This window comes from Zhongshania borealis (assembly GCF_039539625.1).
Classification (GTDB): domain Bacteria; phylum Pseudomonadota; class Gammaproteobacteria; order Pseudomonadales; family Spongiibacteraceae; genus Spongiibacter; species Spongiibacter borealis.
The window spans coordinates 627,287-651,570 of record NZ_BAABDM010000001.1; the positions used below are offsets into that span (position 1 = coordinate 627,287).

24 protein-coding genes are annotated in these 24,284 nt (G+C 49.9%); 11 read left to right on the top strand and 13 right to left on the bottom strand.

Annotation, left to right across the window (positions count from 1 at the left end):
• The first annotated feature begins 234 nt into the window (after positions 1-234).
• From ABD836_RS02920 to ABD836_RS02930, 3 genes are all read left to right on the top strand, one after another.
• Positions 235-984 carry an electron transfer flavoprotein subunit beta/FixA family protein gene (locus ABD836_RS02920; protein WP_344932290.1) on the top strand — a complete coding sequence of 250 codons (750 nt, stop codon included), beginning with the start codon at positions 235-237 and terminating at the stop codon, positions 982-984.
• Entirely contained in the window at positions 984-1,913 is a 930-nt protein-coding gene (locus ABD836_RS02925) for an electron transfer flavoprotein subunit alpha/FixB family protein (protein ID WP_344932291.1), read from the top strand. The genes ABD836_RS02920 and ABD836_RS02925 overlap by 1 nt, the downstream gene beginning before the upstream one ends.
• A 171-nt stretch (positions 1,914-2,084) precedes the next feature.
• The gene (locus tag ABD836_RS02930) at positions 2,085-2,654 is read left to right on the top strand and encodes a YceI family protein (protein ID WP_344932292.1); all 570 of its coding nucleotides are present in this window, start codon (positions 2,085-2,087) and stop codon (positions 2,652-2,654) included.
• Positions 2,655-2,678: 24 nt separating this feature from the next.
• On the opposite strand, the gene ABD836_RS02935 is transcribed toward ABD836_RS02930, so the two are convergent.
• The 3 genes from ABD836_RS02935 to ABD836_RS02945 form a co-directional block, all read right to left on the bottom strand.
• Positions 2,679-3,845, bottom strand: coding sequence for a cation:proton antiporter domain-containing protein (locus ABD836_RS02935; RefSeq protein WP_344932294.1), 1,167 nt, complete (start codon positions 3,843-3,845; stop codon positions 2,679-2,681).
• Positions 3,846-3,983: 138 nt separating this feature from the next.
• On the bottom strand, positions 3,984-4,463 hold the full coding sequence (locus tag ABD836_RS02940; protein WP_344932295.1) for a DUF934 domain-containing protein: 480 nt from the start codon (positions 4,461-4,463) through the stop codon (positions 3,984-3,986).
• On the bottom strand, positions 4,456-6,099 hold the full coding sequence (locus tag ABD836_RS02945) for a nitrite/sulfite reductase (RefSeq protein ID WP_344932296.1): 1,644 nt from the start codon (positions 6,097-6,099) through the stop codon (positions 4,456-4,458). Before ABD836_RS02945 ends, ABD836_RS02940 begins: the two co-directional genes overlap by 8 nt.
• A gap of 294 nt (positions 6,100-6,393) precedes the next feature.
• On the opposite strand from ABD836_RS02945, the gene ABD836_RS02950 reads away from it, so the two are divergent.
• Positions 6,394-6,525, top strand: coding sequence for a hypothetical protein (locus ABD836_RS02950; RefSeq protein WP_344932297.1), 132 nt, complete (start codon positions 6,394-6,396; stop codon positions 6,523-6,525).
• Positions 6,526-6,794: 269 nt separating this feature from the next.
• Complete coding sequence (locus ABD836_RS02955) at positions 6,795-7,646, top strand: amidohydrolase family protein (protein WP_344932299.1); 852 nt, start codon at positions 6,795-6,797, stop codon at positions 7,644-7,646.
• Between the two features lie 22 nt (positions 7,647-7,668).
• On the opposite strand, the gene ABD836_RS02960 is transcribed toward ABD836_RS02955, so the two are convergent.
• Complete coding sequence (locus ABD836_RS02960; protein ID WP_344932300.1) at positions 7,669-7,902, bottom strand: DUF2970 domain-containing protein; 234 nt, start codon at positions 7,900-7,902, stop codon at positions 7,669-7,671.
• A 99-nt stretch (positions 7,903-8,001) separates the two neighbouring features.
• On the bottom strand, positions 8,002-11,700 hold the full coding sequence (gene metH, locus ABD836_RS02965) for a methionine synthase (RefSeq protein WP_344932301.1): 3,699 nt from the start codon (positions 11,698-11,700) through the stop codon (positions 8,002-8,004).
• A gap of 149 nt (positions 11,701-11,849) precedes the next feature.
• Here metH and nfuA point away from each other — a divergent pair, with 149 nt between their 5' ends.
• From nfuA to ABD836_RS02985, 4 genes are all read left to right on the top strand, one after another.
• Positions 11,850-12,452, top strand: a complete 603-nt coding sequence (gene nfuA / locus ABD836_RS02970) for a Fe-S biogenesis protein NfuA (RefSeq protein ID WP_344932302.1) — start codon at positions 11,850-11,852, stop codon at positions 12,450-12,452.
• Positions 12,453-12,530: 78 nt separating this feature from the next.
• Positions 12,531-12,947: an acyl-CoA thioesterase gene (locus ABD836_RS02975; RefSeq protein ID WP_344932304.1), complete on the top strand. Its 417-nt coding sequence runs from the start codon at positions 12,531-12,533 to the stop codon at positions 12,945-12,947.
• 3 nt (positions 12,948-12,950) lie between these two features.
• Positions 12,951-13,418, top strand: coding sequence for a YchJ family protein (locus ABD836_RS02980; RefSeq protein WP_344932305.1), 468 nt, complete (start codon positions 12,951-12,953; stop codon positions 13,416-13,418).
• Positions 13,419-13,473: 55 nt separating this feature from the next.
• Positions 13,474-14,217, top strand: a complete 744-nt coding sequence (locus ABD836_RS02985) for an endonuclease/exonuclease/phosphatase family protein (protein WP_344932306.1) — start codon at positions 13,474-13,476, stop codon at positions 14,215-14,217.
• A 177-nt stretch (positions 14,218-14,394) separates the two neighbouring features.
• Here the strand turns inward: ABD836_RS02985 and ABD836_RS02990 are convergent, their stop codons facing one another.
• Positions 14,395-15,474, bottom strand: coding sequence for a 3-deoxy-7-phosphoheptulonate synthase (locus ABD836_RS02990; protein ID WP_221301721.1), 1,080 nt, complete (start codon positions 15,472-15,474; stop codon positions 14,395-14,397).
• Positions 15,475-15,606: 132 nt separating this feature from the next.
• Between ABD836_RS02990 and ABD836_RS02995 the strand changes: the two genes are divergently transcribed.
• Both ABD836_RS02995 and rlmD read left to right on the top strand, forming a co-directional pair.
• Positions 15,607-15,891, top strand: a complete 285-nt coding sequence (locus ABD836_RS02995) for a hypothetical protein (protein ID WP_344932307.1) — start codon at positions 15,607-15,609, stop codon at positions 15,889-15,891.
• Positions 15,891-17,222, top strand: coding sequence for a 23S rRNA (uracil(1939)-C(5))-methyltransferase RlmD (gene rlmD, locus ABD836_RS03000; RefSeq protein ID WP_344932308.1), 1,332 nt, complete (start codon positions 15,891-15,893; stop codon positions 17,220-17,222). Before ABD836_RS02995 ends, rlmD begins: the two co-directional genes overlap by 1 nt.
• A 146-nt stretch (positions 17,223-17,368) precedes the next feature.
• Here the strand turns inward: rlmD and ABD836_RS03005 are convergent, their stop codons facing one another.
• From ABD836_RS03005 to ccoG, 7 genes are all read right to left on the bottom strand, one after another.
• Positions 17,369-18,025: a peroxiredoxin gene (locus ABD836_RS03005; protein WP_344932309.1), complete on the bottom strand. Its 657-nt coding sequence runs from the start codon at positions 18,023-18,025 to the stop codon at positions 17,369-17,371.
• A gap of 119 nt (positions 18,026-18,144) precedes the next feature.
• Positions 18,145-18,741, bottom strand: coding sequence for a Tll0287-like domain-containing protein (locus ABD836_RS03010; protein ID WP_344932310.1), 597 nt, complete (start codon positions 18,739-18,741; stop codon positions 18,145-18,147).
• Between the two features lie 98 nt (positions 18,742-18,839).
• Entirely contained in the window at positions 18,840-19,631 is a 792-nt protein-coding gene (locus ABD836_RS03015; RefSeq protein ID WP_344932311.1) for a sulfite exporter TauE/SafE family protein, read from the bottom strand.
• A complete protein-coding gene (gene ccoS, locus ABD836_RS03020; RefSeq protein ID WP_344932312.1) occupies positions 19,618-19,812 on the bottom strand; it encodes a cbb3-type cytochrome oxidase assembly protein CcoS in 195 nt (64 codons plus the stop codon). Before ccoS ends, ABD836_RS03015 begins: the two co-directional genes overlap by 14 nt.
• Complete coding sequence (locus ABD836_RS03025) at positions 19,805-22,255, bottom strand: heavy metal translocating P-type ATPase (protein ID WP_344932313.1); 2,451 nt, start codon at positions 22,253-22,255, stop codon at positions 19,805-19,807. The genes ccoS and ABD836_RS03025 overlap by 8 nt, the downstream gene beginning before the upstream one ends.
• A complete protein-coding gene (locus ABD836_RS03030; RefSeq protein ID WP_344932314.1) occupies positions 22,252-22,809 on the bottom strand; it encodes a FixH family protein in 558 nt (185 codons plus the stop codon). The genes ABD836_RS03025 and ABD836_RS03030 overlap by 4 nt, the downstream gene beginning before the upstream one ends.
• Before the next feature lie 6 nt (positions 22,810-22,815).
• Positions 22,816-24,273, bottom strand: a complete 1,458-nt coding sequence (ccoG, locus tag ABD836_RS03035) for a cytochrome c oxidase accessory protein CcoG (RefSeq protein WP_344932315.1) — start codon at positions 24,271-24,273, stop codon at positions 22,816-22,818.
• Between the last annotated feature and the right edge of the window lie 11 nt (positions 24,274-24,284).

Genomic DNA, 24,284 nt, shown 5'->3' on the forward strand with positions numbered 1-24,284 from the left:
AATTCGAAAAGTCATTAAATAACAATTAGTTGTGATATGGTCTTGGTGGGGAGCATACTTTGCCTATAGGCGATATTCGCACTGTGAATACCCCACTTTTATTGACCTTGGCGCTCAGACACGTCAATATAACCGCGCTTTTTACCGAGGCATTGTCTGCTTGAATCTGAATGCAGGTTCGCTGCGTAGGGACAATAGCCATTTCATTCCATTTACGCGAGTACTGGGGAATCCATGAAGGTTCTGGTTGCTGTCAAACGAGTAGTTGACTACAACGTCAAAGTGCGTCCGAAATCGGACGGCACAGGCGTTGATCTGAATAATGTCAAAATGGCGATAAACCCATTTTGTGAAATTGCGATTGAGGAAGCTGTTCGCCTTAAAGAAAAAGGCGTAGTGACTGAGATTGTTGCCGTGTCTATCGGTGCAAAAGTCAGTCAGGAGCAAATCCGTACAGCTCTCGCTCTCGGCGCTGATCGCGGTATTCTGGTAGAAACTGACGTAGAAGTTCAGCCACTGGCTATTGCCAAGCTGCTGAAAGCCGTTTGCGATAAAGAACAGCCACAAATGGTTATTCTTGGTAAGCAGGCTATAGACGGTGATAACAACCAGACCGGCCAGATGCTCGCTGCCTTAACAGGTATGTCTCAGGGTACTTTCGCCTCTGAAGTTGTTGTTGAAGGCGACAGCGTCACGGTAACCCGTGAAGTTGATAGCGGTTCACAGGTTGTTAAATTGTCACTCCCGGCGGTTGTTACCACCGACTTGCGCTTAAATGAGCCTCGTTACGCATCGTTGCCTAACATCATGAAGGCCAAGAAAAAGCCAATGGATGTGCTGACTCCTGAAGAGTTGGGCGTTGATGTCACTCCTCGCGTCACTACGTTGAAAGTAGAGCCGCCAGCAGAGCGTAAAGCCGGTATTAAGGTTGCGGATGTCGCTGAACTTGTTGAGAAGCTGAAAAACGAGGCGAAGGTAATCTGATGAGTATTTTAATTCTTGCAGAACACGATAACGCCTCTATTAAAGGCGCTACGCTAAACACCGTTACTGCTGCTAAAGCAATCGGCGGAGATATAGTTGTATTGGTTGCCGGTGAAGCCTGCGGCGGCGCAGCAGAAGCTGCAGCTAAAATCGACGGTGTTAGCAAAGTATTAGTTGCTGATAACGCGGCTTACGGCCACCAGTTGGCAGAGAACGTCAGCTTGCTCGTTGCTGAACTAGGCAAAGATTTCGCCTACATTCTGGCGCCTGCGTCTACTTCTGGTAAAAACACCTTACCACGCGCCGCGGCGCTGTTAGATGTAGCCCAGATTTCAGAAATTATCAGTGTTGAAAGCGCGGACACATTTAAGCGTCCAATCTATGCTGGTAACGTTATTGCGACTGTTCAATCTTCTGACGCCATTAAGGTGATCACTGTGCGTACTACCGCATTTGATGCCGCTGCAGCCGAAGGTGGCAGTGCCACTGTTGAAGCTGTTGCAAGTGCGCATGACGCTGGTACTTCAATCTATGTTCGTGAAGAAGTGGCGAAAAGTGATCGTCCTGAACTGACTGCTGCAAGCATTGTGGTATCCGGTGGTCGCGGTATGCAGAATGGCGATAACTTTGCCATGCTGTACTCGCTAGCAGACAAACTCGGTGCTGCTGTTGGTGCTTCGCGCGCAGCAGTTGATGCGGGCTTTGTGCCTAACGATATGCAGGTTGGTCAAACAGGTAAAATCGTTGCGCCAGATCTATATATCGCCATTGGTATCTCTGGTGCAATCCAGCATTTGGCCGGTATGAAAGACTCTAAAGTCATTGTTGCCATCAACAAAGACGAAGATGCGCCTATCTTCCAAGTTGCCGACTACGGTTTGGTTGCCGACTTGTTTAATGCAGTACCTGAGTTAGATTCCAGCCTGTAAGCTGTAATTTACTCAAAAAAGCCCGGTTCTTACCGGGCTTTTTTTTGCCTGTATATTTTTTGGCTATCTGGAATCATTGTCTGTAATACTTGTCTGGTCTATAGCAGAATGTAAAACTCGAATTCTGGCCGCATGGCTCACATCACAAATGACATCGAAGAGGGTAGGGATATGAAACAGTTGGTGTATGCATTAGCACTTTTTATGCAAATCGGCGCACTTAACGCACTGGAGTTAAATACCGATAGCTCCGCCCTGAGCTTTGTCGCGGTGAAAAATGATGCCTTTGCTGAGGCCATGACCTTTTCTAGCCTCACAGGCAATATCGATACCGAAACGGGTAAGGCCGAAATCATTGTCGGTTTAAATAGCGTTGTTAGCGGTGTGGATATCCGCAATGAAAGAATGCGTAAGTATCTTTTTGAAACTGATAAATTCCCCGCAGCAGCTTATACTGCACTGGTGGATGTTCCCGCGTTATCGGCAATGGCAATTGGTGAGCAAAGCGCGGTTAAACTGAAAGGCGCGCTCGTTATGCATGGTGTTAGTTCGCCGCTTAGCTTCGATGTTATTGTTACTAAGCGCGCCGACGGTGCCTTTCATGTAATGACGGTAGCGCCCGGTTTTGTAGATGCGCAGCGCTTTGGTTTGGTTGCCGGCATTGGTAAATTGCGCAGTTTGGCTGGTTTGAAAAATATCGACACAATAGTCCCGGTCACTTTCTCGGTAATATTTCAATAATCTGAGATGACGTTGTGCGACGGTTTAATCCCGTCGCAGTTTGTCGGAGATTCCAATCGGCGTGGGATAGTTTAAAACCACGATATACGATGACACGACAAAGCTGATAATCGCAGTGGCCTGAATTAAATGAGAGGCTTCTCGACCGATTAAGGCCATCTCTGTAGCAACGTAGGCAATAAGTAAAGAAAACTCGCTGATTTGCCCCATCCTAAAGCCCAGATCCCAAGCCAGTTTCTTGGTCTCGCTCATACCATGGATTAAGTAGCGGAAAATGACGGGCTTGAGCACCAGTACTAAGGCGGCGAGAATTAACGCAGGGGCGATGATCTCGCTCAGTAAACCTAAGTCGAAGCGCGCCCCGAGTGAAAAGAAAAACAAGATAAGGAAAAAATCCCGCAGGGGTTTAAGGTTAATCGCAATGTATTGCGAAATAGGGCTAGTTGCCAGACTTATGCCGCCAAGAAAGGCGCCAATTTCTGCCGACAGTCCAAGCGCGTGGGCAGCCTCGGTCATTCCTAGGCACCAACCTATCGCGAGCAAGAAAATATATTCGTGAAACCGGTCAAAGCGACTTATAAGTGGCAGCAGAACAAAGCGAACCGCTAAAAAGGCAAATGCAATTAAGGCTGGGAGCGCGATAAGTGCCTTAAACAAGTTGGTGCCGGAAAATTCGCCTAAGCTCATGCTGAACAGGATCATCAGCACGAAAATCGCGATTAAATCCTGTAGCAGCAGTAAACCGACCATTAGCTCACCGGTGTGGCGGTGATGTAGGGCTGTGGTTGGCAGTAACTTGATGCCAATAATCGTGCTGGAAAACATCATCGCCGCGCCGACGACCAGACATTCATTGCGATTAAAGCCAAAGCTTGCAGCGAGTGCGTAGCCGATTAAGGCAAAGGCGAATGAGCTAACCAGGGCGACTACCGTGGCTTTTTTTAAAGTTGCTAATAGCGCTTTAGGCTGCATGTCTAAGCCGAGCAGAAACAACAGGAAGATAATGCCAAATTCGGCAATTTCAGCTAGTAAATGAACGTCGGTGACCCAGCCGGTGCCGTGGGGGCCAATTATCGCGCCCAAGGCAATATAGGCAATCAGTAAAGGTTGGCGAGTGAACAGAGCAATAGACGCGAGGACGGCGGCGCCGCTAAATATGAGAAAAAACGATGACGTTAAACTCGCTTCCACGGCTTAAACCTCATAGTGGGCCGGGTGGATGTTTATAATCACATAAGCGCCTGTGGCTAAACAATAGATATGCTGGCTATTAGCCCCTATAACGCAAAATGCCGCCAGATTGGCGGCATTTGTACTTCCTACGTAGCCTTAGCGACGACGGAAAGCGGGTAGGGCCTGATCAATTGATGGCTGGTAGGCATCGCTAAAATCATTAAAACTGGCCAGCGCCTCGTCAAGTTCATCGCTTTCAAGTGCAAAGCTGTTAAAGCCGCAGCGCTTGAGGAAAAATAGTTGGTCGCGCATAAAGTCACCAATAGCACGCAGCTCGCCGGTAAATCCGTGCTGTTCACGCAATTCGCGACCATAGCTAAAACCGCGCCCATCGGCAAACTTAGGGAAGTCCACCGCGATCAGGGCGAAACGATTAATGTCTGCGCCCAAGAGCTTAGGCGATTGGTCGCTTGCCAAAAATACCGCGATTTCGCCCAGTGCTTGCAGTGCGTCTTTGTGCGTCTGCCAAAGTGCTAAAGGCACTATGCAACCGCCAGTGCTTGGCAGGTTTTCGGTGTCGCGCCAAACCTGCCAGCTATCCTCGACAACATTGAGGTCTTTAATGATCTTAGGCATATGCACGCTCCTTGAATGGGTCCATACCAACGCGGCGGAAGGTGTCTAAAAAGCGCTCTTCTGGCTGGCGAAGCGATACGAAGGTTTTTAGCACGTTCTCAATAATGTTAGGTACTTGATCTTGGGCGACAGATGGCCCGAGTATTTTACCGATTGATGCATCTAAACCTTGACTGCCGCCGAGCGATATCTGGTAAAACTCCTGGCCTTTTTTATCGACACCAAGAATACCGATATTGCCAATATGGTGGTGACCACAGGCGTTCATGCAGCCGGAGATGTTTAGCTCTATTTCGCCTAGGTCGTAAACATAGTCTAGGTCCTCAAAGCGACGCTGAATGGCCTCCGCAATCGGAATAGACTTGGCGTTCGCTAGGGAGCAAAAATCGCCGCCGGGACAGCAAATAATGTCATTTAATGTGCCGACTACCGGCGAGGCTATCTCTAATTCAACTAACTCTTTCCAAAGTGCAAGCAAGTCTTGTTGACGAACATCTGGGAGTACAATGTTTTGCTGATGGGTGCTGCGAATTTCGCCAAAACCATAGCGCTCGCCCAAATCTGCGATTGCTTCTAGTTGTTCTGCAGTAACGTCACCAGGCGCGACGCCGGTGGTTTTTAGCGCCAAGGTCACGATGCGGTAACCTGTTACTTTATGCGCGTGAGTGTTGTGCTGCAACCAGCGGGCAAAATCGGCATTTTCTAGCGCGAGAGCCTGCATATCTTGTTGCGGTAGTGACTCGTAGGCCGGTGGCTGAAAGAAGGATTGAGCGCGAGTGATTTCTTCGTTGGTCAAACTCAGTGCGCCATCTTTAATGTGCGCCCATTCTTTTTCGACATCGGTTTTAAACGCTTCAGCGCCCATAGCGCGCACTAGAATTTTGATCCGCGCCTTAAACTTATTGTCGCGGCGACCAAGTTGGTTATAAACTCGCAATATCGCTTCAAGGTAGGTCAGTAGGTGTTTTGGTTCAAGCGCTTCGTTAATCACGCTGCCAATAACTGGAGTGCGGCCTAGGCCGCCACCGACAATAACTTTAAACGCGGTATTGCCTGCGGCATCTTTAACAATTTGCAGGCCGATATCGTGAACCATCACTGCTGCGCGGTCAGCTTCAGAGCCGCACACGGCAATTTTGAATTTGCGGGGCAAAAAAGCAAATTCAGGGTGGAATGTCGACCACTGGCGAATAATTTCGCAGTAGGCGCGCGCGTCTTCAACTTCATCAGCCGCGACACCTGAGAACTGGTCGGCGGTGACGTTACGAATACAGTTACCGCTTGTTTGTACCGCGTGCATTTCAACTTCGGCAAGCTCTTCTAAAATATCGGGTACTTCTTCCAGTTTGGGCCAGTTAAGCTGCACATTCTGACGGGTACTAATGTGCGCGTAACCTTTGTCGTACTTGCGCGTAATAGAGGCTAGCTTGCGTAGCTGCTCGGCGTTTAGCGTGCCGTAGGGCACTGCAATTCGCAGCATGGGTGCTAGGCGCTGAATATAGAGGCCATTTTGTAAACGCAAAGGCAGAAACTGCTCATCGCTAATTTTACCTGCGAGATAGCGCTGGGTTTGGTCGCGAAATTGCGCAACGCGCTGACTGACAAGCTGACGGTCAAATTGGTCGTAAGCGTACATAGGAACCTTTGTCGTAAGTGTTTTGGCTGGTCAAGATGCTATCGGGTGCAGTGAATTCCGTGCCTTTGGCGGGCAAATAATTGCGGGCTGCTAGTTGTAGCGCGGTAATGGTAAAGGCAGAAAGGGGTTTTCGCTAACGAATTTTCTGGGTAATGCTTACGCGCAGCGTCGATAAGCTCGCGCTTTGGGAATAAATTAGCTCAACGGCGCCGATAAATCTTGCTACAATGCGCGCTGAATTCAGCTGCCGGATTTCGGCGTCCAGTAACCAATCATTAAATCTAAGAGGCCTACATGTCTGATCATACGTCTGAGCAAGTTGAAGAGCAACGCGGCGACGATTTCGCAGATGCCTGCGCGGCAATCGCTATTTTGGCTATTGTAGTGGGCACCGCAGTATATTGGTTGTCGGGCATGCCGACCTAAGTCGGTTTTGTATTGCGGGTCGCCGTCCTTATAGGCTTTCCCGAATCCGATAAAATCCTCGCTGGTTAGCGGGGATTTTTTGCTTCAGGGGTGGTGTAATACCTTAATCGAATATTACGAATCTAATTATTTATTCCGAGCTTCAATGATTTTTTGTCGTGTCTTTAAAATATTATGCTTCACGTAAATTTCTGTTGGTGTGATTTAACTTGGGGTGTATTTCCTGCAGGTGAATCTAAGCAAGGATTATTGCGGCGGAGCTGAAAAATATGATTGAACGAAAATTATGCGGTGATGTGCCCCTAACTGCTTTGCCACCAGGGTCGATTGATACCCATGTTCATCTCTTGCATGACGGATATCCCGCTGTTGCTGGTGGCCCTGGATTACCTCCAGCACCGTTGCCAACGCCTGATATGTATCGCCAACTTATGGCATGGCTGGGTATTGATCGTCTTGTCATTACCCAGGCGAATGCCCATCAAACGGATAACAGTTGTCTTTTGCATTGTTTGCGGGAAATGGGCGATATCGCCCGTGGCGTGGCGGTTATTACAGCGGAAACAAGTACCGCTGAAATTGCCGAGCTAAGCGATGCCGGTGTCGTCGGCGCGCGCATTATGGATTTGCCGGGCGGGGCAGTTGGCTTGGACGCACTTGAAGACATCGACGCACTCTGCGCTGACGCAGGTTTGATGATGGCAGTGCAGTTTGATGGTTCAGCTTTACCGCAACTAGAAAGTCGATTGGCGCGCCTGCAATCACGCTGGGTTTTGGACCAACACGGTAAAATCTTCTGTGGTGCAAATCAAGAGCATATAGACAGCCTGAAGCGACTGCTTGATCAAGGTGAAATGTGGTTTAAATTTGCAGGCTGCTATGAAAGCAGCCGCGAGGGCGCACCGTATGCAGACATCGCCAAGGTAGCGCGTGAAATTGCCAACTATGCGCCAGATCGCATCGTCTGGGGTAGCAACTGGCCGCACAATCTTGCAAAAACCACGGCAGATTACCCTGATGATGGTGAACTGATGGATACCGTATTGGCTTGGTTGCCCGACGACGATGTTACACGCTACAAGGCCTTGGTCACGAATCCTGTTGAGTTGTATGGGTTTTAAGAATTAGCGACCAGGTGCGGCGTTAGCCGGCTTGTTTTAGCACTAGCTGTACGATTGTCACCACGCCGCCGATAAACAAACCGACGAATATAAGGGCAGTAATGATGTAGTTGCGTAGGCGCCCGTGCTTAAAATCGCGCTCGCGATTGCGGCTACTTTGTACCCCAAATGCGCCGGAGAGAATACTGCCTATGATAGTGATGGTGCTTGGTTTGCTTTCCTGCTGTTCGTCGTCTTTTTTGTGTTCGTCGCTCATGGTTTATATCCTTTAAAGCCGATTCGCTCGATGAAAATTCTGGGCCGCCTAGAGGGTTTTGGAAAACCGATCTAGGCGACAGTGAGAATTTCTACGACGCTATGGATCGTAGTCCAGGTTAGGTGACAACCAGCGTTCCATCGTTTTCATTTCCATGCCTTTGCGGGCGGCGATGTCTTCCACTTGGTCTTTGCCAATTTTGCCCACCGCAAAGTAGCGTGAATTTGGGTGCGAGTAATAAAAACCACTCACTGCTGCCGCGGGGTGCATTGCCAAACTATCGGTTAGAATGATGCCGGTTTCACTCGTCGCATTGAGTAAGCGGAACAGGGTTTCTTTCTCCGTGTGGTCTGGGCAGGCAGGATAGCCTGGCGCGGGCCGTATACCACGGTACTTCTCTTTGATTAGCTCCTCATTGCTTAAGTCTTCGTCACTCGCGTACGGCCAGTATTCTTTACGCACACGCAAATGCAGGTGTTCTGCAAATGACTCGGCCAAGCGGTCCGCCAGTGCTTTAACCATAATCGCACTGTAATCATCATTGGCCGCAACAAACTTCTCAGCTAGTTCATCGGCGCCTAAGCCGGTGGTCACGGCAAAGCCACCGATATAATCGGTTTTGCCGCTGTCAGCGGGGGCTATATAGTCGGCCAAACTCATGTGCGGCTTGTCGTCGGGCTTCTGCGCTTGCTGGCGAAGTTGGTGCAGTATCTCTAGTGGCGCGGTGCCCTCGGTGTTCATTACAGTAATATCGTCAGGGCCACTGCGTTGCGCAGGCCAAAAGCCAATAATACCGTTAGCTTGCAGTAGCTTTTCTTTAATGATGCGGTCGAGCATACGCTGGCCATCATCGAATAGATTGCGCGCGGCTTCACCGACGGTTTCATCGTCAAATATTTTCGGGTATTTACCGGCGATGCCCCAGGAAATAAAGAAGGGCGTCCAGTCAATGGTTTCACGCAGTGTTTCGAGCGGGTAATCCTCAAAAGTCCGCGTGCCTAAGAAGCTTGGCGCTGGCGGCGTATAGTTGGCCCAGTCGGTAGCAAAGCCGTTTTCACAGGCCAGCGGGTAGGTAAGTAAACGTTTTTTACCCTGACTACCGGCGCGGCGAGCGCGAACTCGCTCGTATTCGTCTTTGCGCTCGGCGACAAAGTTGACTTTCATGTCTTCGCTAATGAGCTGGGTAGCAACAGCTACACTACGCGAGGCATCAGGCACATAGACCACTGCATCGTTTTGGTATTTGGGCTCAATTTTAACCGCGGTGTGGGCCTTGGAGGTGGTTGCGCCGCCGATCATCAGTGGAATGGTAAAGCCTTGGCGCTGCATTTCGCTGGCGACGTGCACCATTTCGTCAAGCGATGGTGTAATGAGTCCGCTTAAGCCAATAATATCCACCTTTTCGCGTTTGGCGGCTTCTAAAATTTTGTCACAAGAGACCATGACGCCAAGGTCGATAACCTCGAAGTTATTGCACTGTAGTACCACGCCAACGATATTCTTACCGATATCGTGAACATCGCCTTTTACCGTGGCCATTAGCACCCGGCCGTTGGCCTTGGCACCAACCGCTTTACTGGCTTCAATATAGGGGTTTAGGTAGGCCACGGCCTGTTTCATTACCCGGGCGGATTTAACCACCTGGGGTAGGAACATTTTACCGTCGCCAAATAAATCACCAACCACGTTCATACCGTCCATCAGTGCGCCTTCAATGACGTCGATGGGTTTCACTGCAGCGGCGCGCGCCACTTCAGCGTCTTCTTCGATATAGGTGGAGATCCCTTTAACGAGTGCGTGCTCTATGCGTTTTTCTACCGGCCATTCGCGCCATGTCAGGTCTTCTTTGTTTTCTGCGGTAGAACCGTCGCCGCGGTATTTGTCGGCGATATTTAGCAAGCGCTCGGTGCTGTCGTCTCGGCGGTTGAGAATAACGTCTTCAACGTGGTCGCGCAGTTCCTTTGGTAAATCGTCGTATATCGCCAATTGGCTCGCGTTTACGATGCCCATGCCCATACCAGCTTTAATAGCATGGTAGAGGAATACGGAGTGGATCGCTTCGCGTACCGGGTTATTGCCTCGGAAGGAAAAGGAAACATTGGAAACGCCACCAGAGACCATGGCGTAGGGCAGCTCTTTCTTGATAAAGGCAGTGGCCTCTATAAAGTCGACAGCGTAATTGTTGTGTTCTTCAATCCCAGTGGCCACGGCAAAAATATTCGGGTCGAAAATGATGTCTTGCGGCGGAAAGCCAATTTCATTAACGAGAATTTCGTAGCTGCGTTTACAAATTTCGGCTTTGCGCGCAAAGGTGTCGGCCTGGCCGTCTTCATCAAAGGCCATAACCACTACAGCGGCGCCGTATTTCATGCAGGCCCGAGCACGGTCGCGAAACTCAGCTTCACCTTCCTTCATCGAAATTGAGTTGACGATGGGCTTGCCTTGAATGCACTTTAGGCCAGCCTCGATTACGTCCCACTTCGAGGAGTCGACCATAATCGGTACCCGGCTTATGTCCGGTTCCGAGGCGATTAGGTTCAAAAAGGTGACAATGGCGTGTTCGGCGTCGAGCATGCCCTCATCCATATTGATGTCGATTACCTGAGCGCCGTTTTCAACTTGCTGACGCGCAACGGAGAGGGCGGCGTCATAGTCGTTTTCTAAAATCAGACGCTTAAACGCGGCTGACCCGGTGACGTTGCAACGTTCGCCAACATTCACAAATAAGGAGCTGCCATCAATGTGGAAGGGCTCTAAGCCAGATAGACGGCAAATTGGTTCCCGCACAGGGAGTGGACGAGGAGTGATTCCGTCCATTGCCGCGCCGATAGCTTCAATATGTGCTGGGGTGGTACCGCAGCAGCCGCCGACTAAATTCAAGAATCCACGCTGGGCAAATTCTTTCAACTCGCCGTGCATGTCCTCAGGGGTCTCGTCGTATTCACCAAACTCATTCGGCAAACCGGCGTTAAAGTGACCGCTAAAATAGCAGTCAGACGCTTCACAAAGCTCTTCAACAAAAGGTCGTATCTCACTGAATCTTCTACCACAATTGGTGCCAATGATTAGCGGTTTGGCATGCGCTATGGAGTTCCAAAATGCGGTTGGCGTTTGTCCTGACAGGGTGCGACCGCTGGTGTCGGGAAAGGTCACCGAGATCATTATGGGACGCTCGTCGCCGGTATCTTCAAAGTATTGGAGTACCGCGTAAACGGCCGCCTTGGCATTAAGGCTGTCGAATACGGTTTCAATCATTAGGATGTCGGCGCCGCCCGCAATAAGCCCTCGGGTGGCGGCATAGTAGTTTTCTACTAGCTCATCGAAATTGGTATTGCGCGCGCCCGGATCGTTTACATCGGGTGAAATAGAAGCGGTGCGTGGGGTGGGTCCGATAACCCCGGCAACGAAACGGGGTTTGTCTGGGTTGAGTGCGGTTGCCGCATCTGCAACCTCCCTCGCCACGGCTGCGCCAGCGCGGTTTAGCTCCTCGGCAATTTCCTGTAGTTCATAATCGCCTTGGGCAATGGCGGTAGAGTTAAAGGTGTTGGTCTCAATGACGTCGGCACCAGCGTCGAGGTAGGCCTGATGAATCTCCCGAATGACATCTGGGCGGGTTAGGGTTAGCAGGTCATTATTGCCCTTGAGGTCGGTATGGAAGTCGGCAAAGCGGGCGCCGCGGTAGTCGGCCTCTTCTAGCTTGTAGCTTTGGATCAAGCTGCCCATCGCGCCGTCAATCACCAGAATGCGGTTTTTGAGGGCGGTAGTAAGTTGGGCGATGCGGGAAGTAGACTGACTCATGGATATCCTGATAATTTTAAGCGTAAGAATCAAAAGCGCTGCGCGGACTGTGGCGGGCATGGGCTTCGTGGTAAACTACGCAATTCTACCAGATACTCGGCCTTGCATAGAAATTGTTTGGCAAAACAGCGGGATATACAGAGGTTATTATGTCTACAGAACAAACAGCCGTTAATTTGACGATTACAGAGTCCGCCCAGGACTATCTGGCCGAATTGCTTGAAAAGCAAGACGACGTCATTGGGGTGCGGGTGTTTATTACGCAGCCAGGCACGCCCAAAGCGGAGACGTGCATCGCTTATTGCCGAGAAGGCGATCTAAATGAAGCCGATATTATTCGGGATTACCCCAAGTTTAAGGCTTATTTTGACGGTCGGAGCGTACCGTTTCTCGATGAAGGGTTTATAGATTACGCCAGCGATCGCATGGGTGGCCAGTTAACTATTAAAGCGCCAAATGCACGCCTACCAAGGGTTAACGAAGACAGTCCGCTTGAAGATCAGATCAACTACGTGTTGTATAACGAAGTAAATCCCTCTTTGGCGGCCCACGGCGGTGAGGTGTCTCTACTCGAAATTACGGAAGACAATCTAGCGGTGTTGAAGTTTGGCGGCGGTTGCCAAGGTTGCGGCATGGTGGATGTCACGCTTAAAGAAGGTGTTGAGAAAACTTTGCTGGAGAAAGTGCCCGGCCTTGCTGGCGTCAAAGACAGCACAGACCACAGTAATACCGATAATGCTTACTTCAAATAGTCATAAGTCTGTCGACTGATTCTGACTTTGCAATGCCTAACTCGACCCTCATGGGTCGAGTGTCTTAAGGATACCTCAATGAAACTTAAACACGCTCGCACTGAAATTCAGGTGCGCTTTTCTGACCTTGACGTACTGGGTCATGTTTCTAATAGCTATTATTCCCAGTACTTTGATCTCGCGCGGATCTCTTTCTTTAAAGGTGTTGCCGAACAATATACCGGCGAGATTCCTAATCATGTGGTCGCCAGCGTGAAAATGGATATGTTGAAAGAAATTCGCTTCGATCACACGGTCATAGTTGATACCTGGTGTTCACGGATGGGCAATAAAAGCATGACGATCGAACATTGCATTTATGGCAATGGCATTAAAGCGACCACCTGCCAAACCGTGTTGGTTGGCTTTGACCGCGAAAGTCGCAGTGCCACTGCGCTGCCCAGTGAGTGGGAACCGAGCGATATTAGCGCCGTAACACCGCCAATTCATGGTTAAGCATTGAGTTGTTATTGCGGAAGCGGGCTGAGCTTCCAGAGCTGCTGCGAGCCGTATATTAAGGGGCACAAAACGGCGCCCACGGCAGAAGCATTGATGCGGTCGCGCTACAGTGCCTTTTCTATTGGTGATGCCGACTACCTTTTGGCTAGTCGGCATCCCAGTAAACGCAGTTCGGAGAGCCGCGAGAGTTTAGAGCAGAGTTTCTCTAATACTCGCTGGTGTGGTTTGAAAATCGTGTCTTGCCGCAATGGCGGGCTGGGTGATACCGCGGGTGAAGTCGAATTTGCCGCCTTTTATCGCCATGATGAAAACCTTGGCCAGTTGCATGAGCGCTCACGCTTTGTCTACGAGAACAATCAGTGGCTATACTGTGACGGTGATATGCTGCCCGCGCTAAAATTAGGCAGAAACGATGCTTGCTGGTGTGGCAGCGGCCGCAAAATAAAGAAGTGCCATCCGGAATCCTGAACCTCCAGTCATAACAAGGGGCTGAATAAGTCCCTTGCGACAGAGTAGCGAATTGATGACAGTAATAAGAGTTTTATCTTATAACGTTCACAAGGGCTTTTGCTCAGCAAATCGGCAGTACTTACTCGATCAAATCCGAGAAAGTATTCGCAGCGTCGACGCTGAATTGGTCTTCCTGCAGGAAGTGGTTGGCGAAAATAGCCAGCACGCGGCTCAGCTCGATGATTGGATTGACGAGGGCCAGTTTGAATATCTTGCCGACACTGTGTGGCCTCATTTTGCCTATGGCAAGAATGCGGTTTACGACCACGGTCACCATGGCAACGCGATTCTCAGTAAATACCCCATTATAAGTAGTGAAAACATCGATATCTCGCTATACAAACGCTCCCAGCGGGGTTTGTTACTCAGCGTCATTGAGCCGGGTATTTACGTAATTTGCGTGCACATGGGGTTGTTGGGCTGGGAGCGCCATCAGCAATTTAATTTACTTACCAAATTAATTAGAGAAAAAGTCCCCTTAGACGCGCCGTTAATTATTGCTGGGGATTTTAATGATTGGAGTGGCGCTCTGCATTTACGTTTTAAACACGGCCTTAAATTGCGCGAGGCATCGCTGCAGGCCAATGGCAAACTCGCCAAAACATTTCCGGCCAAGCGGCCAATGCTGCGTTTGGATCGTATTTACTTTAGGGGGTTTCAGGCACTATCGGCTAAGCGCCTAAGCGGCGAGCCATGGCGGTCGCTGTCGGATCACTGCGGGCTATACGCCGAGCTCAAACTGCACTTGCCAATATAAGAGTACAAACCCAAGTCAAAAAAAAGCCCCGACAAGTCGGGGCATAAAAGCCTTGAGCATCAAGGTGTAGAAGCACCTGTCTTACGCTTCGATGCTTATCTTGGATCACCTAGATGACGTAAAAATGAAAAAAGCGCCCGAAGGCGCTTTTTATACTGCTATGTGTGATCGTTGCTATTAACGTGCGCGTTTTGGCAGTACGTCTTTCAAACGCTCGCGCATAGTGCGCAATGCGGTTTCGGTTTCGTCCCAGCCAATACAACCATCGGTAACCGACACGCCGTAAGCAAGCTTGGACAAATCTTCAGGGATACTTTGATTGCCTGCGTTGATGTTGCTCTCAACCATCAAGCCAACAATCGAGGTGTTGCCCTCGATTACTTGGTTAGCCACATTTTCGATAACCAGCGGCTGTAATTGCGGCTGCTTGCTTGAGTTCGCATGGCTGCAATCGACCATAATGTTGAGCGGAATGCCGGCCTTGGTCAGTTCTGCTTCGCATAATTTAATATGCACAGAGTCGTAGTTGGGGCCTTGGCTGCCGCCACGAAGTACTATGTGGGTGTAGGCATTGCCGGTGGTGTGAATAACCGCGACCTGGCCTTCGCCATTAATGCCCAGAAAACGGTGGGGTTTAACGGCTGAGCCAATCGCGTTAACCGCAACGGTTAAGCCACCGTCGGTGCCGTTTTTAAAGCCAACCGCAGAAGACAGGCCACTGGCCATTTCGCGGTGGGTTTGTGATTCGGTAGTGCGTGCGCCAATCGCTGACCATGCAATACAGTCTTGCAGGTATTGAGGCGAAATTGGGTCTAGGGCCTCAGTTGACGTAGGTAGGCCAAGTTCACTGATGTCGAGCAGTAGTTTACGACCAATATGTAGACCTTCTTCAATTTTGAAGGTGTCATTCAAGTAAGGATCGTTGATTAAACCTTTCCAGCCCACAGTAGTGCGGGGCTTTTCAAAGTACACCCGCATAATAATAACCAAGGTGTCGCTAACTTCATCTGCCAGCGCTTTTAAGCGCTTGGCATAATCCATGGCGGCGTCGACATCGTGAATTGAGCAGGGGCCAACCACCACAAACATGCGGTGATCTTTGCCGTCGAGAATATCTCTGACGGTATCGCGGCCCTGATTAACAACCTCTTTGGCGAGATCGCTCATGGGTAACGCGGCTTTTAAACGTGCTGGAGTAATCAGCACTTCCTGTGCGGTGACGTTTACATTTTCAATTTTTTTTTCGATGCTAGACATAAGCCTTCCGGTTAGGCGGAGAGTATAAAATACGCTAAGCCGCGTATTCTAACCGAAAAGAGTGGTAATTGAATATCCACAGCGGACGTGCCTAGGTAAAATACTTCGAAATTCAAGGGAATATAATTGCTGATGCGAAAATATAGCCGTGTCTGTCTATTGCGCCTTTTAGCGGTGGTGCTATTTGCCAGTCCTTTTCAATTGCTGGCAGCGGAGGAGTCTGAACTCCCGGTAGTGAAATTGTCGCCGCAAATACGCAGTAGCGCAGCGCAAGACGAGGAGTATTCCGAGCTGGGCTGTGAGCAGCTATCTGGTGTAAAAGCGGAATCAGCAGTCCAACAGCGTGCTTTAGCGACCCGAAAACAACAGTGTCTGCAGCAATATCGGCAGTTTATTCCCAATACAGGTTTGCGTTAATGAGTAAGCAGCGTCACCACATCAACACCTTTAAACCGGCTAAAAAGCCCAAGCCTGCCCTAGATACCGCCGTACTAAAATTGCATATCGACAGTTTGGCCGATGACGGCCGCGGTGTAGCCCGTCACGATAATAAGGTGGTTTTTGTTGGCGGCGCCTTGCCCAATGAAACCGTAGACGCCCAATATGTTCGCCGTCATAAGCGCTATGACGAAGCTAAGTTACTTGCCGTATCTACGCCGGCCGAGCAGAGAGTAGACGCGATTTGCCCGGTTTATCAGCGCTGCGGCGGCTGCCAATTACAGCATTTAAACTACCCCAACCAAGTGAGCTTTAAGCAAGAGCGTCTGCAGCGGGTATTGGCGGCAGCGTCTGCGAATACCGAGACCGCTACCTTGCCTGCGGCAATCACCGGCTCAGAATTTGGCTATCGTCACCGCGCACGTCTTAGCTATCACAATGGCATTTTAGGGTTTAAAGCCCAGGCCAGCCACAATTTGGTCAGCGTTGAGAGCTGCCCCTTATTGGCTGCAGAGTTGAATGCCGTGTTAAGCCAAAGCACCGCAGCCATCGCCGAGTTTTTGGGTGACAAAGCCACCGCCGAGGTGGTGTTAAGCCTAAGTGACGATGGCCGCGTTGCCCTAAAAATAAAGAAAGAAGGCTTTGTTGACGCAAAGCGCAGCGCGGTTTTGGCGGAGAAACTCGTCGTCCCGGCGTTTTTACACAGCATTGAAGGCAGCAAAGGCGCAGCGTGGCGGGGCGATAATGCACCCTTAAGCTACCCAGTGAGTGAGGCGCTGTCGCTGCCATTTCAGCCCAGCGATTTCACTCAAGTAAATATCGCGGTGAATCAACAAATGATTCAACAGTGCATGGCATGGCTAAAGCCGGAATCTGGCGAGCTTATCAGCGATTATTTTTGCGGCTTAGGTAATTTTAGCCTGGCTTTGGCCAGTGCCAGTGCGCACGTTATTGGCGTTGATGTTGGCGAGGCCATGTTGCGGCGCGCCAGCCAACAAGCGGAAACACTGGGTTTAGCGATTGAATACCGCAACGCCGATTTGTTTGATGCAGAAAATATTGTATTAGATGTCGCTAGCCACAAGGTGCTTCTCGATCCACCCCGCGCTGGCGCCAAGGCGCTGTGCGAAGTGTTGGCGCAAAGCAAAATCGTGCAAACCATTGTTTACGTGTCTTGCGACCCAGCAACCTTGGCGCGAGATTTAGCGATATTGCAGGAGGGCGGTTTTGCAGTGGCAGATGCCGTAATGGCAGATATGTTCCCGCAGACCTATCACTTGGAAAGCTTGGTACATCTCGTCCGGAGTTGAACGGCATTTGCGGTGGTGGTCGGGTATATACTAGATTGTTTAGATGCGAAACAGTGATCTGTAGCGCGCTGATTAGTCCCAGCTAAGCCGGTGCGCTACAGGTTGTGTTGGCGTGGAGCGAATATATTCTCGACAACTGTTCAGCCTTAGTTAGTTGGAGCTTTGGTTAGTCTCAAGTAGGGCAGTTTTACATCTAAGGCGCCAAATTTTTCTTTAGCCTGCTCATCATTTAAGCTTAGCCCGACAATCACATCTTGGCCTGGAACCCAGTTGGCTGGTGTCGCAATAGGGGCGCCATCAGTAATTTGGATAGCATCTAGGGCACGTAGAATCTCAGCGAAATTACGACCTACAGACATTGGGTAGGACATGGTTAGGCGAACTTTTTTGTCAGGGCCGATAATAAATACTGTTCTTACCGTAGCGCTGTTCGCAGGCGTGCGATTGTCGCTTAGATAGGCACCAGCAGGCAGCATGTCGTAAAGTTTAGAGACCGTTAGCGATGTGTCATCGATTATTGGGAAGTCTGCTGGGGAACCCGAGAAAGCCTCAATATCGCGTTTCCATTTCAGATGTTCTTCAACATTATCAACAGAGATGCCCATGACTTTTGTCTTCCGTTTAGTAAATTCTGGGGCAAGCTGGGCGACTGCGCCAAATTCTGTGGTGCATACTGGCGTGAAATCCTTTGGATGTGAAAACAGTATGGCGTAGCTATCACCGATCCAGTCGTGAAGATTAATCTTCCCAGCAGTAGAGTCCACGGTAAAATCCGGTGCGATATCATCTATGCGAATTGACATAATATATTCCTCGGTTGTGGTTGGTTTAGCGGTGTAAACCATTATGTGCTGTCAGTATTGAATAACAGCTGTTGATATAAGGCAGTTTTCAGTATCGAACTTCCGTAGTGGAAACTGCTCTAATTTTCGCTTGAAACCTTAAGACTCTTTTGAAATGTGTAGGCGCCGCGAATATCGCCAACATTAAATCCAGTCGCCTTATCATCTGGGTATAAAACCTGTAGTTTTTTTGTCACTTCACTATTTAAGTTACTGCCGTGGCATGAGACGCATAGTCCGGCAGTGATTATTGGCTTCATGTAGCGGAAAACGGCTTCATCGCCATCATTAACCACTTCTGAGTATTCCGCCTTGCTTAGATCATTTCCTGCAGATCGTTGTTCTTCAAATTGTTGTAGTATCTTTCGCTCCCAAGCGTCGGGGGCATTGTTAGTATTTCTGACTTTTAGCGAAGTTCTTGCCACACGCCAGCCAGATGCTATTGCGTTACTTTCAGTAATTGCTTGCGCTTTAATATTGCACTCTTGCAGGGCTGCAATTGGTCCACCAGTTTGCATGGCGCTTACTAGAACAGACTTTAGGTCTGCGCCAAATTTTTGTGTTAGCAAGCGGGCTTCTTGTACGTTGTTGCTAGATTCTGGTTCATGGGCATGTAAATTTAGTGCTAACAATAGTGATGTGCCAAGGAGTAGCACTTTTATATTTAATAAATTCATAATCCGCCTCGGGAGTTACTTATAACTGTGTATTATTTTTGATTAACGCAGGGGTAATTTCTCTTCAGTAAAAATGTGCTCATTGGAGTCGATTGCCCTTATGGCACGGTAGAGTGATCTTGGTGATTGTGCATTGTTTGCCCGTGCTCACGGCTGTGTGAGGACATGGTGTATAGAGGGTAGAGTGCTAATAAGATCAACAGGCTGGCAAAGCCGTAGCGGGTGAGGGGTTTTTTAATTGCGCTGCGCAGGCCGCCACTCAAACTTCCTATGCTTAATACCGCTGGTGCAGTGCCCAAACCAAAACAGGCCATGAGTATGGCGGATTGGATGGCACTGCCGCTCAGTGCCGACCATGCCAGCGCACTGTAAATTAGTCCGCAGGGCAGGAAACCCCATAATCCACCGATCGCGATCGCTTTTGCTGGCGAGTCGATTGGAATAAGTCGTTTGCGCACAGGTTGTAATTTCTGCCAAACACGGCCACCTAATTGTTCAAGGATCGTTGCAATGCTGCTCCAGCCGGCAATGGACAGCGCCATAATGATGAGCATCACACTGGCGAGTATTCGCAGTGCTTGGCTTATAGGCATAAGTTGCGCGGTGGACAATGAACCTGCGGCCGCCACTGAGCCGCCGAGAATTGCGCCGAGTAGGGCATAACTCGAAATACGACCGAGCTGGAAGAGTACGCTGTAGTAGATATGCTGAAGATTCGCGGCGGTTTTTGTGCTGCTAATGATGGCGCCGCCTGGGTGTAGTGGCTGCGGTGGCGTAGTAGATGCGCCCAGCAGCCCCGCGATTCCGCCACACATACCGACACAATGCGGGCTGCCGATTAAGCCCAGTAAAAATGCCGCAGAATAGCTAAGCACTTCAGGCATCATCATGTGTGTCTCGCTTTATAAGCTGCTCTGAATCGCGAGATTTATTTTCTTCGTCGAATAATATGCGTTGTCCTTCGCGATCTAAATCGTCAAATTGTTTGTTGCCGACCGACCACCAAAACAAAAATATCGCTAAGCCGAAAAAAATCAGCGCAATGGGTAACAGAATAATTAAGCTAGCCATTGTAAGCCCCACTCGTTGTAAGTGTATTGCGTATTGGTGTGGCCTCAGCGGCATGTAAGGTGGAATCTGTTTGCTTTGCACCAATTCGCAGTGCATTTAATACCACAACAAGTGAGCTGGCAGACATGCCCAGTGCCGCCAACCAAGGTGGCACCAAGCCCATCGCCGCTAAGGGCAGTGCCATCAAATTATAGAGCAGTGCCCAGCTGAGGTTTTGTATCAAGATGGCTCTACTGAGTTTTGCTTTGCTAAACAACACAGCGATATTGTGAAGTTTATTATCGAGTAGTACCACGTCTGCTTGGGTGCGTGTTAATTCACTGGCGCTGGTCATGGCAACCGAGATGTCGGCGCTGGCAATGACTGGCGCGTCGTTAATACCGTCGCCGACCATCATGACAACAGCACCCTGTGCTTGCAGGTTTTTAACATGGGCGAGCTTTTGCGCTGCGCTACACCCAGCCTGATAAGCATTTATGCCGAGTGCGCCGGCGACTTCGGCAACTTGTCCGGAGTTGTCGCCGCTGAGAATTTCAAGGCTAAGGCCGCTATTTTGCATGGCTTGCACCAACGACAGCGCGTCGGAGCGAATTTCGTCAGCAAGTTGAAAGTGGGCTAGGACGTTACTGTCGTCGGCGAGGTAAACATTCAAATGGGCGCTATGGTGTTGGCGGGGCACGTTACAAAATGCAGCGCTGCCAATGCGGTAGACCTTGCCGTTGATGCGGCCGCGAATTCCGGCGCCGCTGACCACTTCGCCGTTTTCCACGTTATAGCGGGTACTTGCTACTTTACTGCTTTGTTTAAACGCATGGGCAATGGGGTGGTGAGACAGCTGTTCTAGGCTAGCCGCAATTTCCCGCGCGGTTTCGTCGCTGATACCACCGAAGACGCGACACAACAAGATATGTGGGCGCCCCTCTGTGAGGGTGCCCGTTTTGTCAAATACAAGGTGACTGACGTTACGCATCTGTTCGAGAACGCGGCCATTTGTAAGCAAGACGCCTTGTCTACTAAGTGCTTTGATTGCGGCGGTATAGCTTGTTGGGGTTGCGAGTGATAGGGCGCAAGGACAGCTAACAACCAATACCGACAAGGCAATAATAAACGCTGATCCACCCTCGTGACTGTACCAGTAGGCATAGCTGACACCGGCTAATAGCATAACTAACATCACAAAATGACTGGCCATTCTGTCTGCTAGCTGCGCCACGGCGGGCTTGCTGGCTTGAGCTTGTTCTAATAATTCGGCTATTTTGGCCCAGGCGGTATCGCATGTCGTTTGGGTAATTTCAATGTCGAGGTTACCATCGATATTGCCGCTTCCCGCCATCACGCTATCGCCAATACCACAGTGAATGGGCAAAAACTCGCCGCTAAATGCACTGCTTTCGATACCGCTTGTTCCGCGGCGAATAATGCCGTCAACCGCTAAGGTTTCCCCTGGTTGCACGCTTATAAGGTCGCCGACCTTGAGCGATTTTACGCCCACCCATTCAAATTTGCTGTCGCCAAGCCGCGTGATTTTTCGGGCAGATGTCGGCAGGGATGTACCACGATGCTGATACTGGCTTACCCGCAATTGCAAGTAGCGGCTCAGCAATAAGAAAAAGGTAAACATACTTATGGTGTCGTAGTAAACGTGGGCGCCTTGGCTAATAGTGGATACAACACTCGCGGTATACGCTGCGGTTAAGGCAATCGAAACGGGTACATCCATGCCAGGATGGCCACGACGCAAAGAGCGCCATGCATTTTTAAAAAAGGGTTGTGCGGCGTAGAGCAGTACCGGCGTGGTAATGATTAAGCTAAAGACCCTGAGCAGGGTGCGGCTACTATCGTCGATCCCCTGAAAGTCTCCAGCATAAAGACCAATGGCAACCATGCCTACTTGCATCATGCCGATGCCGGCTACACCCAGCCTGCGTAGAAGCCCCGTCATTTCTTCCTGCAGTTGAATGTCGCGGGTGGTCGCGGACCAGGGTAAGGCTTGGTAACCGAGTGCGTTAAAGGCCTTAAATATAGCGCTGGGGCTGAGTTGTTGCGGATTCCACCTTACCGTGGCGACAGCATTTTGAAGATGTACACTGACCGATTCAATGCCGTCTATGCGCAGTAGATGTTGTTCGATCAGCCAAGCGCACGCGGCGCAGCGCAAGCCACCAACACTAAAGCGGCTGACCCACGAGGAACCGTCTTGCGTGGAGAAATCTTCGAATAATTCTTGTTGATCAAAACGGCAGTAATCGTCAATGCCTTCGCTGGGGGTAATAGCGGCGGCGGAACGCAAACGGTAGTAGTCGTTTAAACCTGCTGTAAGTATGCATTCGGCAACGGCCAGACAGCCGCCACAGCACATATTGCGTTGGGTGCCATCCACTAAGAGTTGGAAGTTGGCGCTGGCGGGAATAGTTTCGCCACAGTGAAAACAGGCATTTGTCATGGCGTCTGCGCGCCTTGATTGTTGGCCTGATCGTCCATGACAAATTGCTGAGTGTGGTCAGTGTCAAACTCAGTTTTTAGACGCCAGTCACTCGCTTCATTGTTGTTGAATGACGCTAATGTAAGATACCAGCGCCCGGTAACACTCTGGGTGAGTTGCGCGCTGTAATGGTTTTCGCCGTCGTTGATAAGAACGGTTTGGAAGTCTAACTCTTCACTGGTCGGGTGCTGCCATTGCAAAAGCAGATGACTGTATTCGCTTAGGGCAGTGCCATTAAGGGTGATTTTGATATTGTCACCAGCTAGCTGCCCGCCAGCGCTGAGTTGCATTTGGCTCGCAAAAGCATCTTGCTCAAGGTAGCGATTTATCGCCAAGCCGTCTTTGTAATAGTCGTCGCGCACCAAGTTGTCACTGTGGATAATTGCAATGACCAAGGTGATGATGCTGGCAATGACGACGGTGCCAGGCAATACAATTAAAAACCAAGGCCAGAATTGTCGATACCATTTTTCTGACGCGCCGTGTTTGATCTGCATAGATACATTCGCTGTCATGGTGGATTACTCGGCAGGCGCAAAAAAGCGACTTTCATGGCTAACAATGTCATTCTCGGCATCTAATCGCTGGGCGCGAAATTCAATATTAAAAGAACCGTGAACCTGCTGCTGGGCGTTAAGACGTAGGGTTATGGGAATATCAACAACCTCGCCACTGAGTATTTGAAATTCTACCGAACCAATGATGTCGACCGGGTAGGGGGCAGACACAGACAGTTGGTAGCGGTGATTCGCTTGTGTTTTATTTGCGACTTTCAGAGTGAAGCGATTGTCGATGGCGCCTTGCTCGTTTTGATAGTACAGCGCTTGGCGATCCCTTAGCACACTGACCTCAATCGTTTCACGGTCGATTATGCGGTAGGCTAATAAACCGCACATCACCACAACCGCAAGGATGTAGGCTAACAGTCGTGGTCTAAAAATCTGAGAGGGCTGGCCATTTAACGCGTTTTCAGTGGTATAGCTTATCAAACCTTTGGGATAGTCCATTTTTTCCATAACAGAGTCACAGGCATCCACGCATAGGGCGCACCCGATACACTGATATTGCAGGCCGTCACGAATATCGATCCCGGTTGGGCAAACCTGAACGCAGAGTTGACAGTCAATGCAGTCACCTAAGCCAACATCGGCTGACTTTTCATTCCGTTTGCGCGAACCGCGTTGTTCACCGCGCTTTGGGTCGTAGGAAATGATTAAGGTGTTTGGGTCAAACATTGCCGATTGAAAGCGCGCGTAAGGGCACATATACAGGCAAACCTGTTCGCGCAAATAGCCGGCGTTACCGTAGGTCGCTAAGGTAAAAAAGCCGATCCAAAAAACTGCCCACAGGTTTACGCTGAGCGTAAAAAAGTCGTAGCTAAGATCCAAAATTGGCGTGAAATAGCCGACGAAAGTAAAGCCAGTATAAAAAGCCACCGCAAGCCACATGCTGTGTTTGACGAATTTTTTGGCAAACTTGCTCGCGGTATAGGGCGCAGCATCTAACTTGATACGCTGATTACGGCTTCCCTCAACTTTTTGTTCAATCCACATGAAAATGCTGGTCCACACCGTTTGCGGACAGCTGAAACCACACCATACCCGGCCAGCAAAATTGGTTACCGCAAATAGCATAAACGCCGCAATGATAAGCACCCATGCGAGCATGCTTAGATCTTGCGGCCAGAAGGTGATGCCGAGCACATGGAATTGACGGGCGGGAAGGTCAAACAGAACGGCTTGCCGGTCATCCCATTGTAACCACGGTAACAGGAAATACCCCATTAACAGCGGCCATCCGGTTAAGGTACGAATGCGTTGAAAAAAGCCCTCGATCTTTCGGGTGTATATTTTCTCTCGCTTTTGATACAGGTCGAGTTCCGCAACTTCTGCAGGAACAAATTCCTCGACCGGAATGCGATCAGGGTCGACGCCTACTGGGTTCCCACTGCTTTGCGAACCGGCCGATTCAGCACTCATGCTATTAATGG